Annotated in this window: 18 protein-coding genes; 2 read left to right on the top strand and 16 right to left on the bottom strand. The window is 71.2% G+C overall.

Annotation, left to right across the window (positions count from 1 at the left end):
* Positions 1-14: 14 nt before the first annotated feature.
* Positions 15-2,537, bottom strand: a complete 2,523-nt coding sequence (locus tag B4N89_RS16525) for an ATP-dependent Clp protease ATP-binding subunit (protein WP_078976591.1) — start codon at positions 2,535-2,537, stop codon at positions 15-17.
* Between the two features lie 478 nt (positions 2,538-3,015).
* Here B4N89_RS16525 and B4N89_RS16515 point away from each other — a divergent pair, with 478 nt between their 5' ends.
* Positions 3,016-3,729 (top strand): SCO3374 family protein, encoded by a 714-nt coding sequence (locus B4N89_RS16515; protein WP_078976590.1) that lies wholly within the window; start codon positions 3,016-3,018, stop codon positions 3,727-3,729.
* 82 nt (positions 3,730-3,811) lie between these two features.
* Here the strand turns inward: B4N89_RS16515 and B4N89_RS16510 are convergent, their stop codons facing one another.
* The 5 genes from B4N89_RS16510 to B4N89_RS51440 all read right to left on the bottom strand — a co-directional run bounded on the left by B4N89_RS16510 (position 3,812) and on the right by B4N89_RS51440 (position 7,291).
* On the bottom strand, positions 3,812-4,153 hold the full coding sequence (locus B4N89_RS16510) for a histone-like nucleoid-structuring protein Lsr2 (protein WP_078976589.1): 342 nt from the start codon (positions 4,151-4,153) through the stop codon (positions 3,812-3,814).
* A 233-nt stretch (positions 4,154-4,386) separates the two neighbouring features.
* A complete protein-coding gene (locus B4N89_RS16505; protein WP_078976588.1) occupies positions 4,387-4,896 on the bottom strand; it encodes an amino-acid N-acetyltransferase in 510 nt (169 codons plus the stop codon).
* A 264-nt stretch (positions 4,897-5,160) separates the two neighbouring features.
* Positions 5,161-6,060, bottom strand: coding sequence for a DUF11 domain-containing protein (locus tag B4N89_RS16500; protein ID WP_078976587.1), 900 nt, complete (start codon positions 6,058-6,060; stop codon positions 5,161-5,163).
* Between the two features lie 229 nt (positions 6,061-6,289).
* On the bottom strand, positions 6,290-6,559 hold the full coding sequence (locus B4N89_RS16495) for a BlaI/MecI/CopY family transcriptional regulator (protein ID WP_235618928.1): 270 nt from the start codon (positions 6,557-6,559) through the stop codon (positions 6,290-6,292).
* Between the two features lie 576 nt (positions 6,560-7,135).
* Positions 7,136-7,291 carry a hypothetical protein gene (locus B4N89_RS51440; RefSeq protein ID WP_235619002.1) on the bottom strand — a complete coding sequence of 52 codons (156 nt, stop codon included), beginning with the start codon at positions 7,289-7,291 and terminating at the stop codon, positions 7,136-7,138.
* On the opposite strand from B4N89_RS51440, the gene B4N89_RS51435 reads away from it, so the two are divergent.
* The gene (locus tag B4N89_RS51435; protein WP_235618927.1) at positions 7,227-7,505 is read left to right on the top strand and encodes a M23 family metallopeptidase; all 279 of its coding nucleotides are present in this window, start codon (positions 7,227-7,229) and stop codon (positions 7,503-7,505) included. The genes B4N89_RS51440 and B4N89_RS51435 overlap by 65 nt on opposite strands.
* Positions 7,506-7,539: 34 nt before the next feature.
* On the opposite strand, the gene B4N89_RS16485 is transcribed toward B4N89_RS51435, so the two are convergent.
* From B4N89_RS16485 to B4N89_RS16440, 10 genes are all read right to left on the bottom strand, one after another.
* Complete coding sequence (locus B4N89_RS16485; protein ID WP_078976585.1) at positions 7,540-8,172, bottom strand: GDSL-type esterase/lipase family protein; 633 nt, start codon at positions 8,170-8,172, stop codon at positions 7,540-7,542.
* A 102-nt stretch (positions 8,173-8,274) separates the two neighbouring features.
* Positions 8,275-9,783, bottom strand: coding sequence for a bifunctional lysylphosphatidylglycerol synthetase/lysine--tRNA ligase LysX (gene lysX, locus B4N89_RS16480; RefSeq protein ID WP_078976584.1), 1,509 nt, complete (start codon positions 9,781-9,783; stop codon positions 8,275-8,277).
* 236 nt (positions 9,784-10,019) lie between these two features.
* Positions 10,020-10,976: a hypothetical protein gene (locus B4N89_RS16475; protein WP_143657987.1), complete on the bottom strand. Its 957-nt coding sequence runs from the start codon at positions 10,974-10,976 to the stop codon at positions 10,020-10,022.
* Between the two features lie 91 nt (positions 10,977-11,067).
* Complete coding sequence (locus B4N89_RS16470) at positions 11,068-11,856, bottom strand: type III pantothenate kinase (RefSeq protein ID WP_078976582.1); 789 nt, start codon at positions 11,854-11,856, stop codon at positions 11,068-11,070.
* A gap of 104 nt (positions 11,857-11,960) precedes the next feature.
* Positions 11,961-12,851: a carboxylating nicotinate-nucleotide diphosphorylase gene (gene nadC / locus B4N89_RS16465; RefSeq protein WP_235618649.1), complete on the bottom strand. Its 891-nt coding sequence runs from the start codon at positions 12,849-12,851 to the stop codon at positions 11,961-11,963.
* Positions 12,848-14,476 (bottom strand): L-aspartate oxidase, encoded by a 1,629-nt coding sequence (locus B4N89_RS16460; protein ID WP_078976580.1) that lies wholly within the window; start codon positions 14,474-14,476, stop codon positions 12,848-12,850. The genes nadC and B4N89_RS16460 overlap by 4 nt, the downstream gene beginning before the upstream one ends.
* Before the next feature lie 17 nt (positions 14,477-14,493).
* The gene (gene panD, locus B4N89_RS16455) at positions 14,494-14,925 is read right to left on the bottom strand and encodes an aspartate 1-decarboxylase (protein WP_078976579.1); all 432 of its coding nucleotides are present in this window, start codon (positions 14,923-14,925) and stop codon (positions 14,494-14,496) included.
* Positions 14,922-15,782 carry a pantoate--beta-alanine ligase gene (gene panC / locus B4N89_RS16450; RefSeq protein ID WP_078976578.1) on the bottom strand — a complete coding sequence of 287 codons (861 nt, stop codon included), beginning with the start codon at positions 15,780-15,782 and terminating at the stop codon, positions 14,922-14,924. Before panC ends, panD begins: the two co-directional genes overlap by 4 nt.
* Positions 15,779-16,717: a Rossmann-like and DUF2520 domain-containing protein gene (locus tag B4N89_RS16445; RefSeq protein ID WP_201260852.1), complete on the bottom strand. Its 939-nt coding sequence runs from the start codon at positions 16,715-16,717 to the stop codon at positions 15,779-15,781. Before B4N89_RS16445 ends, panC begins: the two co-directional genes overlap by 4 nt.
* Before the next feature lie 64 nt (positions 16,718-16,781).
* Complete coding sequence (locus B4N89_RS16440) at positions 16,782-17,228, bottom strand: hypothetical protein (protein WP_078976577.1); 447 nt, start codon at positions 17,226-17,228, stop codon at positions 16,782-16,784.
* Positions 17,229-17,423 lie beyond the last annotated feature (195 nt).

Raw genomic sequence — 17,423 nt, 5'->3', positions numbered from 1 at the left:
GCTCGCGCCGGCGACTACTCCTTGGTCAGGTTCGGGCCCGAGCCGGTCGCCTCGACGGGCGGCGCGTCCGGCAGCGGTGCCTTCTCCATGCCCTCGAAGGTGAACTTCTCGTCCTTGCCCTCGCCCTCGGTGTCGACCACGATGATCGACCCCGAACGCAGCTCGCCGTAGAGGATCTTCTCGGAGAGGTTGTCCTCGATCTGGCGCTGGATCGTGCGACGCAGCGGACGGGCACCCAGCAGCGGGTCGTAGCCCCGCTTGGCGAGCAGCGACTTGGCGGCCGGACGGAGCTCGATGCCCATGTCCCGGTCGCGCAGCCGCTCGTCCACCTTGGCGATCATCAGGTCGACGATCTGGATGATGTCTTCCTCGGAAAGCTGGTGGAAGACGATCGTGTCGTCGACACGGTTGAGGAACTCGGGACGGAAGTGCTGCTTCAGCTCTTCGTTGACCTTCGCCTTCATCCGGTCGTAACCGGTCTTGACGTCGGACGATCCGGAGAAACCGAGGCCGAAGCCCTTCGAGATGTCCCGCGTGCCGAGGTTGGTCGTCATGATGATGACGGTGTTCTTGAAGTCCACCACCCGACCCTGGGAATCGGTCAGCCGACCGTCTTCCAGAATCTGCAGCAGCGAGTTGAAGATGTCCGGGTGGGCCTTCTCGACCTCGTCGAACAGGACCACCGAGAAAGGCTTGCGACGGACCTTCTCGGTGAGCTGGCCACCCTCTTCGTAACCCACATATCCGGGCGGCGAACCGAACAGGCGCGAGACCGTGTGCTTCTCGGAGAACTCGCTCATGTCCAGCTGGATGAGCGCGTCCTCGTCGCCGAACAGGAACTCGGCCAGCGTCTTCGACAGCTCGGTCTTACCGACGCCGGACGGGCCGGCGAAGATGAACGAACCACCGGGACGCTTCGGGTCCTTGAGTCCGGCGCGGGTGCGCCGAATGGCCTGGGAGAGCGCCTTGATGGCGTCCTTTTGGCCGATGACCCGCTTGTGCAGCTCGTCCTCCATGCGGAGCAGTCGCGCGGACTCCTCCTCGGTCAGCTTGAAGACCGGGATACCGGTGGCGGTCGAGAGAACCTCTGCGATCAGTTCCTCGTCGACCTCGGCCACGACGTCCATGTCGCCGGCCTTCCACTCCTTCTCCCGCTTCGCCTTGTCGGCGAGCAGCTTCTTCTCGCTGTCGCGCAGGGACGCGGCCTTCTCGAAGTCCTGCGCGTCGATCGCGGACTCCTTGTCCCGACGCACGTTGGCGATCTTCTCGTCGAACTCGCGCAGGTCCGGCGGCGCGGTCATCCGACGGATGCGCATCCGCGAACCGGCCTCGTCGATGAGGTCGATCGCCTTGTCGGGCAGGAACCGGTCGGAGATGTACCGGTCCGCGAGCGTCGCCGCGGCCACCAGGGCCTGGTCGGTGATCGACACGCGGTGGTGCGCCTCGTAGCGGTCGCGCAGACCCTTGAGGATCTCGATGGTGTGCGGCAGGGACGGTTCCGCGACCTGGATCGGCTGGAACCGGCGCTCGAGCGCCGCGTCCTTCTCCAGGTGCTTGCGGTATTCGTCCAGCGTGGTCGCACCGATGGTCTGGAGCTCGCCTCGGGCCAGCATCGGCTTGAGGATGCTCGCCGCGTCGATCGCGCCCTCGGCGGCACCCGCGCCGACGAGCGTGTGCAGCTCGTCGATGAACAGGATGATGTCGCCGCGGGTGCGGATCTCCTTGAGCACCTTCTTCAGGCGCTCCTCGAAGTCGCCGCGGTAGCGGGAGCCCGCCACGAGCGCGCCGAGGTCGAGTGTGTACAGCTGCTTGTCCTTGAGCGTCTCGGGCACCTCGCCCTTGACGATCGCCTGGGCCAGGCCCTCGACGACGGCGGTCTTGCCGACGCCGGGCTCGCCGATCAGGACCGGGTTGTTCTTGGTGCGGCGGGACAGCACCTGCATGACCCGCTCGATTTCCTTCTCTCGCCCGATGACGGGGTCGAGCTTGCCCTCGCGGGCCGCCTGGGTCAGGTTGCGCCCGAACTGGTCGAGCACGAGGGACGTCGAAGGCGTGCCCTCCTGCCCGCTGCCGCCCGGGGTCGCGGACTCCTTGCCGCTCGAGTAGCCGGAGAGCAACTGGATGACCTGCTGGCGGACCCGGTTGAGGTCGGCGCCGAGCTTCACGAGGACCTGGGCGGCGACGCCCTCGCCCTCGCGGATCAGACCCAGGAGGATGTGCTCCGTGCCGATGTAGTTGTGGCCCAGCTGAAGCGCCTCGCGCAGCGACAGCTCGAGGACCTTCTTCGCACGGGGCGTGAAGGGGATATGACCGGACGGGGCCTGCTGACCCTGGCCGATGATCTCCTCGACCTGCTGACGCACTGCCTCAAGCGAGATGCCGAGGCTCTCCAGGGCCTTCGCAGCGACGCCCTCACCCTCGTGGATGAGGCCAAGGAGGATGTGCTCAGTACCGATGTAGTTGTGGTTGAGCATCCGGGCCTCCTCCTGAGCCAGGACGACAACCCGCCGCGCGCGGTCGGTGAACCTCTCGAACATCGTTATCGCTCCTCAGAGCGGTCGTGCAGATCGGGGACGGTCCCCTCCCTGTCCTTCCGCATGCTAGTCCTGCACGCAGGACCGCTCGATTCGTCCGTGAAGACGGGCGACCCACGTGTTGCGGACCGCCTTGGACAACTAGTCAAACCCGATGGTGCGAGACGATGTTCCCGCCGGCCACGTACTGAGGCCGATTCCGAGTACGCCAGAAGCGAACGCGGCATTTTCGATCGCCGGTTTCGCCGCCGATCGCACCGGATCCGGCCGCCGTCATCGCCTGCGCTTCCCCGTCTCCCCTCCATGTTCGGGTCATACCCCGGACGACACCTGCTGTATACCGGCAGGTCACGACCGGTGCGTACGCGACCGTGCCGGCGCCGGGGGCGGCGCCGCGCGGCGAGCCCTCGCACCATGTCACTCATCGCGGTTGGCATATCACCTTTCGTAACCTCGCCGTCGTCCCGGAGTTGAACACGGTATGGCAGCCACGCTTGTTTTCGCGTCCCGTTCGACGCCCGTCGTACCCGGTCCGCTGGACGAGGCCCTGTGGTATGCGCGGGCCCTGGGCTGGCCCGCGGCTCCCGGGACGGTCGAGCGGGCGGACCCGGTCACGGCCGCGACCACCGATCCGCGGCTGCTCTCGGCGTATTGGGCAAACGCGCCGCGGGCCGCCGTGCGGCTGGCCGCGGGCGTGCGGTTCGACGTCCTGGACGTACCCGGCGCGGCCGGGGCATGGGCGCTGGACCGGGTCGAACGCCAGGGGCTGCCGGTCGGGCCGGTGGCGGCGACCGGCACCGGTCGCACGCAGTTCTTCGTCGCCCCCGGCGTGGCGGGCGACCTGCCCGCGCTCCTGGACTGGCTGGACTGGGCCGATCTGGACCTGGACCTGCGCGCGTACGGCGAGGGCGACACGGTGGCCGCGCCGTCCCCGTGGCCGGCCACGTGGCGCTCGCCCTGGCCCCGGTCGTGGGAGCACGCACGCTGGGTGCGGCCCCCGGTCGACCCCGGCCGGATGCCCCCGGTAGACGCCCTCGCGGCGTCCGCCGCGCTTTTGCACGTGGACGTGCGCTTCCCCGACGTCACCCGGCTGATCGGCACGCTGGCGCACGCCTGCCAGCACGTACGGCTGTTTCCACGGCCGCGGGTGCGCGAGCCGAGGCTGCTGACGCTCCACCGTCCCGGCGCCGCCTGACAGCCGGGCGTACAACGACACGAGCGGTGCCCTCCCCCGGTACGTACCGGGGGAGGGCACCGCTCGTCGACGGCGTCGGCGATCAGGCGTGGGCCTTCTCGTAGGCGTCGCGGATGTTGCCCGGCACACGACCGCGCTCACTCACGTCGTAGCCGTTCTCCTTGGCCCAGGCGCGGATCTTGGCGGTGTCGCCCGAGGCGGCACCGCCCTTGACCACCTGGCGAACGCCGCGACGGGCGGCGACCCGGCCACCGGTCTTGCGGCCGGCGTCGACGTAGGCCGTCAGCGCCGCGCGAAGCTGCTCTGCGTGCGTGGCGCTCAGGTCGATCTCGTAGGAGACACCGTCGAGCGCGAACGTCACCGTCTCATCGGCCTTGCCGCCGTCGAGGTCGTCAACGAGAAGAATCTGGACCTTCTGTGCCACCAGGATTCCCTTTCATCGGGAGGGTTCACAACGAGCTCAAGAAAAGGAAACCGCTTTCTGCGGGAAAAAACAAACCCACGGACGCGGAACCCCATCGAGTCGGCAATACGTTACCGGGTTTGTGGTCACGACTTCACCGCACACCACACCGTCGCGGGCAAGAAGCGTCAAGGGGTCGGCCGGCACCGGTCGCGCGATCTCCGCCACACTCGTCCGGTCTACGCGGATCGAGATCACTGCCAGAGATGGAGCAGCATCCGCGTGTTGCCAAGGGTGTTGGGTTTGACGCGTTCCAGATCCAGAAACTCGGCGACGCCCTCGTCGTACGAACGCATCAGTTCACTGTAGACATCGCCGTCGATCGGTGTCTCCTCGATCTCGACGAAGCCGTGCTTCGCGAAGAAGTCGACCTCGAAGGTCAAGCAGAATATCCGTCGAACGCCGAGCCAACGCGCGGTCTCCAGAAGTTTGCTGAGCAAGAGGTGGCCCACCCCGTGGCCGGTGCACACCGGATCCACCGCGAGAGTGCGCACCTCGGCGAGGTCTTCCCACATCACGTGCAGGGCTCCGCAGGCGACCACCTCGCTGTCGTCGTCCCGCTCGGCGACCCAAAACTCCTGCACGTCTTCGAAGAGGGTGACCGTGGGTTTGTCGAGAAGGATGCGTAGCCCCACGTACCCATCCACAAGGCGCCGAATGGCCCGCACATCGGACGTTCTGGCACGTCGGATCGTCACTTCCATGGGCTGACGCTATCGCGATCACGATAGGCATCGCCGCTCCGCCCGGTTTACCACCGAGCCGCCCCGGTGCCGGGGAAACACCCGGATGGACACGCGAAGGCCCGGGCGGGGTTTCCCGCCCCCGGGCCACGCGTTCTTCATACATGCGGTGCCGAGATCCGGCGCCGACAACATCCGACCCGACATCCGGGGCCGATAGCCCCGGCTTCCGAACCGTGCCCTTGTGGAGTGATCAGGCCGGATATGGCCGGATTTCCCCGACCATTACCGTGTCCGGGAATCGGCCACGCGCGTGCTCGCACAGGCCGCCGTGGCGTCGTCGGTACACGCGTTGCGGATCACCGGCTCGGCACCGGGCGCGCTGACGAAACTCGACCTCGCGGTCATCTCGGATCCGGCCGCGCCTTCCGGCACGGTGAGCACGAGAATCAGCGAAACCTCGGCGCCGGGCTTGATCCGACCGGTCTTCCACACTCCGGTGGCGCTGTCGAATTCACCCTGCGAGGGCTTGGATTCGACCGATTTCACGCCCGCCGGCAACGAGTTGCGCACGATCGCCGAGTTCGCCTCGGTGCCGCCGTCGTTTCGCACGGTCACCGTGTGGGTGATCCGGTCGCCGGGCTTGGCCTGCGCCGGGTCGGCCGCGCGGCGCAGTTCGAGTTTCGGCGGCGCGGTGGGGTCGATCGGCGACGACGGTGGGACGGGCGGCTCGGCCGGGAGGATCGGCAGCGGCGATCGGGTGGACTCCGGCGCCACGCTCGGCGAGCCCGTAAACCGGCTCATCGGATCGGTGAGCGAGCCCTGGAGCGGTAGGGCGAGTGTCGCCCGCAGGCCGTCGAGCCGGGCCCGCAGGTCGGCCATGGCGTCGTCGAGGGCGGTTCGGACCGAGGGGGCGAAATCGCGTGTGGAGGACCACCATGTCCAGCCGTTGGGGCCCGTGTAGGAACCTCCCGACCAAGTCTTGGTCGAACTCGTGTACCAGGTCTCGTAGGAATCGGCGGAGGAGTCGCCGGCGTGGGCGGGCGCGACGGGATGCGGCCGGTATCGCGGCGCGGGGGTCGCGGCCGCCGTACCGACCGCGGCCGTGTTCGCGCCCACCGCGACGGTCGCCCCGATGGCGACCGCCGCGAGGGCACGTCCCGCTCGGGTTTTCGCTCGCATCATGTCGGCCCACTTTCCGTTCCACTGCTTCCGTCCCACTGCGCGGAAGTCCGCTTTTCTTACCTAGATCATTAATATGATTACGCAGAGTTGCGCCTCGAAGACGCTGCGGATTGCGCCGAACGAAGCAAAAGGCCCTCGATCAGCCCAGGGAAGTGCCGAGGCTCGCGCGAATCGGCTCACGGCAGCGCGACACGCAGTGCGTCGCGCAACGCACCGATCTGTTCGGGCGTCATGCCCTCGACGAAGTGCACCAGGCGCCCGCTCGACTCCCGCCGGAGATCCAGTCGGCGCGCATCAACTCGGCGGTATGGGCGTCGCGCGAGTGCACCGCTTCGTAGAGATAGGCCCTGCCGGCCAACCGGCGGCGCGGCAGGCCCTTGCGGAACAACTTGTCGAGCACGGTCATCACGGTCGTATATGCGAGTTCTCGATCGGGCAGCAGCGCCTCCTGCACCTCGCGCACCGACGCGGGGCTGTTGCGCCGCCAAATCCGGAGCATCACCTGGGCTTCGAGTTCGCCTGGTCGGTTTTTGTCCGGCCCCTCGGGAAACCTTCTCGTGCCGTGAACTGCGTCACGCCTGCCGCGATATCTCCTATGCGGCGTCGTAGCGGAGTTTCGTCCGGGATCGACCGACTTCGAACCGGGGGCTCGGCCCCGGCGGGTCGGGGGGCGTCGGTCGACGCGGGTGTGGATTGCCACTAGTACGCGAGAGCGTAGTGTCCGCTCCGTTACTACTAGGTGGATATGCGGCGGATTATTACCACTGATGTCGGCCTCGTCGTCGACATCCCGAGGTATTCGTGCCGCACTCCCCCACAGCCCCGCCCACCGAAGTCCCCGTCACGCCCGTCGACCGTCGTGCCCGGCTGCGCGGCACGCGTCCGGGGCGGGCGGTCGTCGTGGTCTCCGGCCTCGCCCTGTCGGCCGTGTCGGTCACCGTCGGCGTCCAGGGCACGGGGACGGACTCGACCGGGCAGCGGGCGGCCGATGCGGCGAGCGCGGATCCGGAGACGGCGCGGCGGCGCGGGCGGACGCGGAGCGGGCCGCCTCGGGGTGGGTCCTGCCGACCTCGGGCTACACGCTGACCGGCCGCTTCGGCAACAGCGGCGCACGCTGGGCGCACACGCACACCGGCCTGGACTTCGCCGCCCCCTCGGGCACCCCGATCCGCGCCGCCGCGGCCGGGACGGTAACCTCCGCCGGCTCGGCCGGCGCCTTCGGCAACCGCATCGTGCCCACCCACCCCGACGGCACCCGGACCTGGTCTTGCCACCAGTCGCGGTTCGCCAAGACCTCCGGCCCGGCGGCCGCCGGCGAGGTGATCGGCTACGTGGGCACGACCGGCAACTCGACCGGCCCGCACCTGCACTTCGAGGTGCACCCCGGCGGCGGCTCGGCCGTGGACCCGAACACGTGGCTGACCGGCCGGGGCGTCAAGCCCTGACCGGGCGACGGGCGCGGCGGGTCGGCCGCCGCGCTCAGCGCCCCGGGGCCAGCGAGTCCAACCAGTCCCACCAGCCGCCGTCGGCGATCAGCGCGGCGAGTTTGGCGTAGCCCACGGCGTCGCAGTGCGCCCCGTCGCCGTACGCCTCGATGGCGGCCCACCACTGCGGGTCCTCGCGCAGCGCACGCTGTATCGGCACGAACGGGATGCCCCGCGCGGCGCAGGTCTTGGCGTACGCGTCCTCCAGCGCGAGCGCGGCCTCGCCGGAGTCCGGCTCGCCGGGGACGGGCGGCGCGCCGACCACCAGGCAGGTCCAGCGGGCGCCGGTCGCGGTGTCCAGTATCGCGTCGAGGTTGGCGACGCTGTCGGCGTGCGCGACCCGAGGGCGGCCGTTGTCGATCCGCACGTCGTTGACGCCGAACGCGAAGACCATGCCGGTACCGTCGGCGTGCCGCATCCTCGGTACGGCCTCGCCGTACCAGCGCTCGGCGACGTCGGCCGAGGTCTCGTACCGCACGCCCAGGTTGTACGCGGTCACCTGCCGGCCGCGGCGACGGGACTCGGCCGCGAGGCGGCCGACCCATCCGCCGCCGGAGAGGTCGCCGACACCTTGTACGAACGAGTCGCCGGCGACGCAGATCCGGAGATCGGGGGCTGCTGCTTCCATGCGGCCGACCCTATGCGTACGAACGGGTGACGCGCCCGGAAATGCGACAGGAGCCCCCTCGGGGGCGACGAACCGTCACCGAGGGGGCTCCCGCCGTGTCGATCAGTCGGTGGTCGGCTTCACCAGCGGGAACAGGATCGTCTCGCGGATGCCGCGACCGGTGAAGGCCATGATCATCCGGTCGATGCCCATGCCCACGCCGCCGCTCGGCGGCATCGCGAACTCCAGCGCGCGCAGGAAGTCCTCGTCGATCCGCATGGCCTCGACATCGCCGCCCGCGGCAAGCAGTGACTGCTCGGTGAGCCGCCGGCGCTGCTCGACCGGGTCGACCAACTCGGAGTAGCCGGTGCCCAGTTCCATGCCGAAGCCGATCAGGTCCCACTTCTCCGCGACGCCGGCGACGCTGCGGTGCTGGCGGGTCAGCGGCGACGTCTCGATCGGGTAGTCGCGGACGAAGGTCGGCTCGATCAGGGTGTGCTCGACCAGCGCCTCGAAGATCTCCTGGACCAGCTTGCCCTGGCCCCAGGACTTGTCGTGCTCGATCTCGCGGGCGTCGGCGAGCTTGCGCACGGCCTCGATCGGCGTCTCGGGGGTGACCTCCTCGCCTAGCACCTCGGAGACCGAGCCGTAGACGGTGATCTCGCGCCAGTCGCCCGAGATGTCCACCTCGCGGTCGCCGTAGCGGAAGATCTGCGAGCCGAACACGTCCTGCGCGACATGCTGGTAGACCTCGCGGGTGAGGGTGGCCACCGTGTTGTAGTCGCCGTACGCCTCGTAGGCCTCGAGCATGGTGAACTCGGGGTTGTGCGTGGAGTCCGCGCCCTCGTTGCGGAAGTTGCGGTTGATCTCGAAGACCTTCTCGGCGCCGCCGACGACCAGGCGCTTGAGGTACAGCTCCGGCGCGATCCGCAGGTACAGGTCCATGTCGTACGCGTTGATGTGGGTCACGAACGGGCGCGCGGTGGCGCCGCCGTGCACCGGCTGCAACATCGGCGTCTCGACCTCCAGGAAGTCCCTGGCGTCGAACCACTCGCGGATGGCGCGCACCATCCGGCTGCGGGTGCGCAGGATCGCCCGCGACTCGTCGTTGACGATCAGGTCGACGTAACGCTGCCGGACCCGGGCCTCGGGGTCGGTCAGGCCCTTGTGCTTGTCCGGCAGTGGACGCAGGCACTTGGACGTGATCGCCCAGGAGTCGACCATGATCGACAACTCGCCGCGCCGGGAGGTGATCACCTGGCCCTCGACACCGACGTGGTCGCCCAGGTCGACGTCGCTCTTCCAGGCGGCCAGCGACTCGGCGCCGACGCCGTCCAGCGAGACCATCACCTGGATGTCGCCGTCCCCGTCGCGCAGCGTGGCGAAGCACAGCTTGCCGCCGGTGCGGTACAGCACGACCCGGCCGGTGACGCCGACCCGGCGCCCGGTCTCCACATCGGCTTCGAGACCGTCGAACTCCGCACGCAACGCGCCCACCGTGGTGGTGCGGGGGAAACCGACCGGGTACGGGTCGGTCCCCTCGGCCCGAAGCCGATCGAGCTTGTCGCGGCGAACCCGCATCTGCTCGGGAAGGTCGTCGATCTGCGGCTGCGCTGCGCTCTGCTCGGTCACAGGACAAGGCTACCGACCGACCGTCCGACCCTCGAACCGGTTCTCCCCGACACGGGCGCGGCGTCGAGCCGGTGAGCGTGTGATCCCACACGTTCTCGACCCCGTGGGCACCGACAACGCGGCGCGGGGGCTGCGGGTGTGCTCGCCCCGACCTCGATGACCTCGTGCGGCACCCTCGTATCCGTGACGACCGGGGTTCCCACCTGCACCGCGACCTTGGTCCGCCCCACGGGGAATCAGCCCGTGCCGGTGTGCAGGACATCGGGGGCCGGGAGTTGGCCCAGAACGCGGCCTTGGCGGCGGTGCGGAATCACCGCCGCGGGCGGGGATTCGGCCGTGGTGGATGGCCTCGGCGCGACGGCCGCACTCTCGGGTGCTTCGAGTTCGGGCACTTCAGGTGCCGCTTGGAGTTCGGGAGTCCTGTCTTCGGCGATTTCGGGCGTGGCGCTGTCGCGTCCGGCGGGCTCGGGGGCTTCGGATGCGGCGGCCTCCGACTCGGTGGCTTCGCGGGGCGTCGTCGACTCGGTGGTTGTGTACTCGGCGGCTTCCGGCGTGGTTCCCCTGGGCTCGGTGGCCATCGGTTCGGTGACGGCCACCTCGGGCGTCGTGGGTCGGGGGGCTTCGGGCTCGGGGGCTGCCGAGGGCGCCTCGCGGTCGCGGGTGGCGCGGGTCGCCACCACCGCGGGCGTGCCATGGGAAACTCGCGGGCGGCCCGGGATGAGGATGTCCAACGGGTCCGGGCGGGTGGCGCGGTGGGCTTCGGCGGCGGCTCGGTGGTGGGCTCTTGCGGTGAGGCGTTGGTCGAGGGCGGCCTCGGCCAGGTGTGTGCAGCGGCGCAACAGGGCCGCGCGGCTTGCCCGTTCGCGTTCGCCGCAGGGGAGGTCGACGACCGTGCGCAGCGCGGCCAGGTCCTCGGCCGACGGCACGTGCGCGATCTCGTCCACCGCGTTGCGCAGGCAGGACAGGAACGTGGCCGCGCTCCCCGGCAACGCGGCGCGATAGCGGCGCAGTTCGGCCGTCATGAAGGCGCGCAGCCGCTCCCGCTCGTCGTGCGCCTCGCCGATCGCCCGGCCCAGCAGCCAGAAGTCGACCGAGTCGCGCCCGCCGCGCAGCGCGACGGTCAGCGCCCGACGCAGCACCCGCACCTCGTGCGCGCTGAAGGCCATCCCCTGGTCACCATGTGGCGTCGGCATACTCCGCACTGTATGCGGCGAGCCGGACAATCCGGCTTATTTCATGCTTGTGTTTTTCCGACTCGGACCACGAATCCGACCCGCGCCCCGCTCAGACCGCCGCGTTGCGCTCGTACACCATCCGCAGGCCGATCAGGGTCAGCCACGGCTCGTGCACGTCGATCACCGACGCCTCGCCCAGGACCAGTGTGGCCAGGCCGCCGGTGGCCACCACCGTGACCGCGTCCGGGTCGTCCGGGGACAACTCGGCCGCCATGCGTTTGACCACGCCGTCCACCTGGCCGGCGAAGCCGTACAGGATGCCGGCCTGCATCGCCTCGACCGTGCTCTTGCCGATCACGCTGCGCGGGCGCATCAGCTCGATCTTGCGCAACTGCGCGCCCCGGGCGCCCAGCGCGTCCACCGAGATCTCGATGCCGGGGGCGATCGCGCCGCCGACGTACTCGCCCTTGGTGCTGACCGCGTCGAACGTGGTCGCGGTGCCGAAGTCGACCACCACGCACGGGCCGCCGTACAGCTTGACCGCCGCAAGCGCGTTGATGATCCGGTCGGTGCCGACCTCCTTGGGGTTGTCCATCAGGACCGGCACGCCGGTCTTGACCCCGGGCTCGACCACGACCGTGGGGATGTCGCCGTAGTAGCGCCGCACCATGTCCCGCATCTCGTGCAGCACGGACGGCACGGTGGAGCAGATCGCGATGCCGTCGACGCCCTCGGCACCGATCAGCGGATGCTGGCCGAGCAGTCCCGCGAGGGTCACCGCGAGTTCGTCGGCGGTCCGCCGGGCCTCGGTCGAGATGCGCCAGTGCTCGACGATCTCGTCACCGTCGAACAGGCCGAGCACGGTATGCGAGTTACCGACGTCGATGGTGAGCAACATCGTGGGCGTCCTTGGTGTTCTGGCTCGGGCCGTGGGGGACGGAGCGCGGCTTCGGGAGGGCGGGAGGAGCGGGGACGGCTGATCCGGTGAACGGTACCGGTCGCTCAGGCGCGCAGGTCCACACCGATGTCCAGGATCGGGGCGGAGTGGGTCAGCGCGCCGATCGAGAGGTAGTCCACACCGGTCTCGGCGACCTCGCGGGCGGTCTCCAGGGTGAGCCCGCCGCTGGCCTCGAGTCGGGCCCGGCCCGCGACCAGGGCCACCGCCTCGCGCATCTGTCGGGGGCTCATGTTGTCCAGGAGGATCAGGTCGGCGCCCGCGTCCAGGACCGGCGGGATCTGCTCGAGATGGTCCACCTCGACCTCGACGGGAAGGTCCGGGAACGCCGCCCGCACGGCCTTGAACGCCTCCGCGACGCCGCCCGCGGCGACGACGTGGTTGTCCTTGACCATCGCCGCGTCGGACAACGACATGCGGTGGTTGATCCCGCCGCCGCAGCGCACCGCGTACTTCTCCAGCGCGCGCAGACCCGGCGTGGTCTTGCGGGTGTCCCGGATCGCGGCGCCGGTGCCGTCGACCGCGTCCACCCACGCACGGGTGACGGTGGTCACCCCGGACAGCCGGGAGAGCAGGTTCAGCGCCACCCGCTCCGCGGTGAGCAGCGCGCGGGTGCCCGTCTCGGCACCGAACAGCACCGTGCCCGGCGCCACCGCGTCGCCGTCCCGCACGTGCCGGGTGACCACCAGGTCGGCGCCGCAGACGAGTTCGAGGACCGCCTCGGCGACCGGCAGGCCCGCGACCACACCCGCGGCGCGGGCGGTGAAGTCGGCATGCCCGCGCGCGGTTTCCGGAATGGTGGCCACCGAGGTGACATCCACGCCGCCGGCCAGGTCCTCCGCGACGGCGGCGGCCACGAGCGCGGCGACGGCGAGCGGGTCGAGCCCGGCCTCGGCCAGGCGCGCGGTGAGGTCGGCGGACAGCTGGTCGGTGCTCACGCGGTGGACTCCTTCGGTTCGTGGGCCTGATAGGCGACCCGCAGCTCGCCATCGCGCAGCGTCGTGACCAGATTGCCGCGCCATGCCGTGTCGTCGGGGTCGGGGTGGTCCTCGCGCCAGTGGCAGCCGCGCGTCTCCTCGCGCAGCCGCGCGGCACGAGTGAGCGCGCTCGCGACCAGGTGCAGGTTGGTGGTCTCCCACGTCGACGTGCACGGATCGTCGCCGGCGCGCGCCGCGAGGCCGGTCAGCGCGGCCTCGGTCGCGGCCAGCCCGGCCGCGTTGCGCAACACCCCGGCGCCCGAGGTCATCGCGCGTTGCAGCGGCAGGCGCACCGCCTCGCCCAGCAGCCCCGTGGGTGCGCTCGGGGCGAGCGGCTCGGCGAACGGCGGCAGGTCCCGGGCCAGGTCGGCGGCGATGCGCTCGGCGAAGACCAGGCCCTCCAGGAGCGAGTTGGAGGCGAGCCGGTTGGCGCCGTGCACGCCGGTGCAGGCCACCTCCCCGCAGGCGTACAGCCCCGGCACGCTGGTGCGGCCGTGCAGGTCGGTGCGGACCCCGCCACTGGCGTGGTGCGCGGCGGGAGCAACCGGGATCGGCTCGGTCACCGGGTCGATCCCGTGCGCCAGGCACGCGGCCAGGATGGTCGGGAAGCGGTGCTTCCACATCTGCGCGCCGAAGTGCCGGCCGTCCAGGTACATGTGCTCGGCGCCGGTCTCGGCCATCCGACGCATGATGCCCTTGGCCACGACGTCGCGCGGGGCGAGTTCGCCGAGCGGATGCCGGTCGGTCATGAACCGTACGCCCGCCGCGTCCACGAGGTGCGCGCCCTCGCCGCGCACCGCCTCGGAGACCAGCGGCTGTTGTCCTTCGGCGTCCGGGCCCAACCACAACACGGTCGGGTGGAATTGCACGAACTCCAGGTCGGTGACCTCGGCCCCGCCGCGCAGCGCGAGCGCGACCCCGTCACCGGTGGACACCGAGGGGTTGGTGGTGGACGAGAACACCTGGCCCATGCCGCCGGTGGCGAGCACGACGGCCCGGCCCACCGCGGCGCCGACCCCGTCGCGCGTGCCCTCGTCCATCACGTGCAGCGTGACCCCGGCGGCCCGCCCGCTCTCGTCCTTCAACAGGTCGAGCACGAGGGCGTTCTCGATCACCTCGATGTCGGGCAGGGCGTGCACCGCGGCGACCAGCGCGCGCGATATCTCCGCCCCCGTCGCGTCGCCGCCCGCGTGCACGATGCGGTTGCGCAGGTGGCCGCCCTCGCGGGTGAGCAGCACGTCTCCGTCGGGGCCCCGGTCGAACTCGGCGCCGGTGTCGATCAGTCGGCGCACCGCGTCGGGGCCCTCGGTGACCAGCACCCGGACCGCGTCCTCCAGGCACAGCCCGGCGCCGGCCACGAGCGTGTCGCGCAGGTGCTGTTCGGGGCTGTCGCCCTCGTCGAGCGCGGCCGCTATCCCGCCCTGCGCCCAGCGGGTGGAGCCCTCGTCGAGCCGGCCCTTGGTCACCAACAGCACCCGGCCGGCCCGCCGGGCCCGCAGCGCGACGGTCAGGCCGGCAACGCCGGAGCCGACCACGATGACGTCGGCCCGTACGGTCCAGCCGGGAGCGGGCGCGGCCAGGCGCATGGGTTGTGCGGGCGCGTTCACGGCGCGGTCCGAGCGGGGGCCACCCGGTCGCCGCGCACGGTCTCCCCGCCGGGCAGCGCCTCGGCCGGGTCGTGCCCGGTGCCGGTGATCGTGTTGGCCGCGTCGACGAACACCACACGCGGCTTCATCGCCCGCGCCTCGGCGTCGGTGACCTGCGCGTACGCGATGATGATCACCAGGTCGCCGGTGTGCACCAGCCGTGCTGCGGCGCCGTTGATGCCGATCACGCCGGTGCCGCGCGGGCCCGCGATCGTGTACGTCTCCAGGCGGGCGCCGTTGTCGATGTCGACCACGTGCACCAGTTCGCCGGGCAGGATGTCGGCGGCTTCGAGCAGATCCTCGTCGATGGTGATGGATCCGACGTAGTGGAGGTCCGCCTGCGTGATCGTCGCGCGGTGGATCTTGGACTTGAACATCGTGCGCATCATGACCGGGGGACTCCCGTGATCGTCAGGCGGGCGTTGTCGATGAGGCGGGTGGAGCCGACGCGGGCCGCCAGCGCCAGGATCGCCGGGCCTGCGTGGTCCGCGGCCACCGGGGTGAAGTCGTCGGGATCGACCAACTCCACGTAGTCGGGCTCGAGGACGGCCCGCAGCACCCCCTCGGCCGCGGCCCGCACCGCGGCCGCGCCGTCGGCGGCGCGCCCGGCACCCGCGTCGAGCGCGCGCCCGAGGGAGAGCGCGACCTCCCGCTCGGACGCGGAGAGGTAGCGGTTGCGGCTGGAGCGGGCCAGCCCGTCGGGTTCGCGGACGGTGGGCACGCCCACGATCTCGACGGGGAAGTTCAGATCGCGCACCATGCGCCGGATCAGCGCCAGTTGCTGGGCGTCCTTCTCCCCGAAGAAGGCGATCTTCGGGTCGGTCAGGTGCAGCAGCTTGGCCACCACGGTGAGCATGCCGTCGAAGTGGCCGGGGCGGGAGGCGCCTTCGAGGACGGAGCCGGTGGGTCCGGCGGTGATCCGCACCTGCGGCTCGCCGCCCGGGTACACCTCGTCCACCGAGGGCGCGAACACCACGTCGGCGCCCGCCCGCGCGCTCACCTCCAGGTCGGCGTCCAGGGTGCGCGGGTAGCGGTCCAGGTCCTCCCCCGCGCCGAACTGGAGCGGGTTGACGAACACGGTGACCACCACGTGTCCGGCCGAGCCGACGAACGCGCGCGCGGCGTGGATCAACGCGGCGTGCCCCTCGTGCAGCGCGCCCATCGTCATCACCACCGCGCGCAGCCCGTGCGGGCGGGTGTCCTCGGCGAGTTCGGCCGCGGTCCGGGCCAGTCGCACATCGGTCACGGTCGGCCTCCCTCGGCCAGCACTCCGAGCAGCGCCTCGGCCGCCTCGGCCTTGAGCAGCCCGGCGTTGAGCGCGCGGTCCGCGGTCAGCCGGGCCATCGCCACATAGGCGGCCAGCGCCTCGGGCGAGACCCGACGCAACTCGGCCACGTGCGCGGCCACCGTGCCCGCGTCGCCGCGCGCGACCGGACCGGTCAGCGCGTGGTCGCCGGCGCGCAGCGCGTTGTCCAGGGCGGCGCCGAGCAGCGGCCCGAGCATCCGGCCCGGGGCCCGCACGCCGGCCGCGCCGAGCAGTTCGATCGACTGCGCGACCAGGGTGACCAGGTGGTTCGCGCCGTTGGCCAGGGCCACGTGGTAGAGCGCGCGGTCCTGCTCCTCGATCCACTCGGGCTCACCGCCCATCTCCACCACCAGCGCCTCGGCGACCGGCCGCAGCACCTCGGGCGAGGTGACCCCGAAGGAGCAGCCGGCCAGTCGTTCCAGGTCGACGGTGCTGCCGGTGAAGGTCATCACCGGGTGCAGCGCGAGCGGCAGCGCGCCGGCGCGGGTGGCCGGCTCCAGGATGCCGACGCCGTAGCGGCCGGAGGCGTGCACCAGGAGTTGGCCGGCCTTGATCGCCCCGGTCTCGGCCAGGCCGTGGACCAGGGCTTCCAGCGCGTCGTCGGGCACGGTCAGCAGGGTCAGGTCGGAGGCCGCGATGACCTCCTGCGGGGTGACCAGCGGGACACCGGGGAGCAGTTCCTCGGCGCGGCGCCGGGATGCCTCGGAGACGCCGGAGGCGGCCACCACCGAGTGCCCGGCGAGGGCGAGGGCGGCGGCGAGGGTCGGGCCGACGCGGCCGGTGCCCACCACGCCCACGCGCAGCCGCGCGGGGCGGTCGGCGGGGTCGGGCGAGCGGCCGTGCGGATACGGGCGTGCGGTGATGTCGTTGTTCACGCGAGCGAGCCTTCCGTTCCAGTCCGCGGCGGGTACCGGACGAGTACTGGCCCGATCAGGGTACTCACGCGCCGGGCGGGCCGGTCCCCGGGATGGTCGGCGGGTGGGCCGGCCGCGGACTCGGCGCCGACCACCGGTAGCGGGAGGCCCCGGCCGCGTAGGAGGCCCGCAGGGCGACCTTGCGCCGGATCAGCTCCGGTCCGCGCATGCCGATCGCGCCGAGCGCGGTGAGCACGAGGCCGGTCAGCAGCATCGTGCCGGTGACCACCCGCGCGACCCGCACGCTGCGCGGACCGCCCTGGGTCTGCAACGAGTAGGCGGACGGGGCCGCCCCGGTGCCCCGGGCGGCGGACGGGGCGGATTCCACCGTCGCGACGGCGCTACTGCGCTCGGGTGACGGAGCGGGAGCCGGGCCGGCGTCCAGGGCCCCGGCCGCCGCGACGATGCCGACCGCGGCGACCGCGAGCGCACAGCGGCGTCCCGCGCGTATGACCAGTTGACGGCTGCCCATGGGAAGCCTCCCGGAGACCGGTGTCGATGGACCGAGTACGAACCAGTGCGGACCAGGTGCGAGGATTCGGCCCTCTTCGCCTTCCCCGAGTCGATCGTCTATGTGTCCCCTTTCGACCGGTGTCGCATGCCTGTCACGCTCCGGGAAACCGGGAAGAGCGCATGCCGAGGCCCCGGACGGGCCCGGCCCGCCCGG

Source organism: Embleya scabrispora (assembly GCF_002024165.1).
Taxonomy (GTDB): Bacteria; Actinomycetota; Actinomycetes; order Streptomycetales; family Streptomycetaceae; genus Embleya; species Embleya scabrispora_A.
The sequence above is the reverse complement of the archived record's forward strand: the minus strand, read 5'-3'. Positions and strand labels throughout refer to the sequence as shown.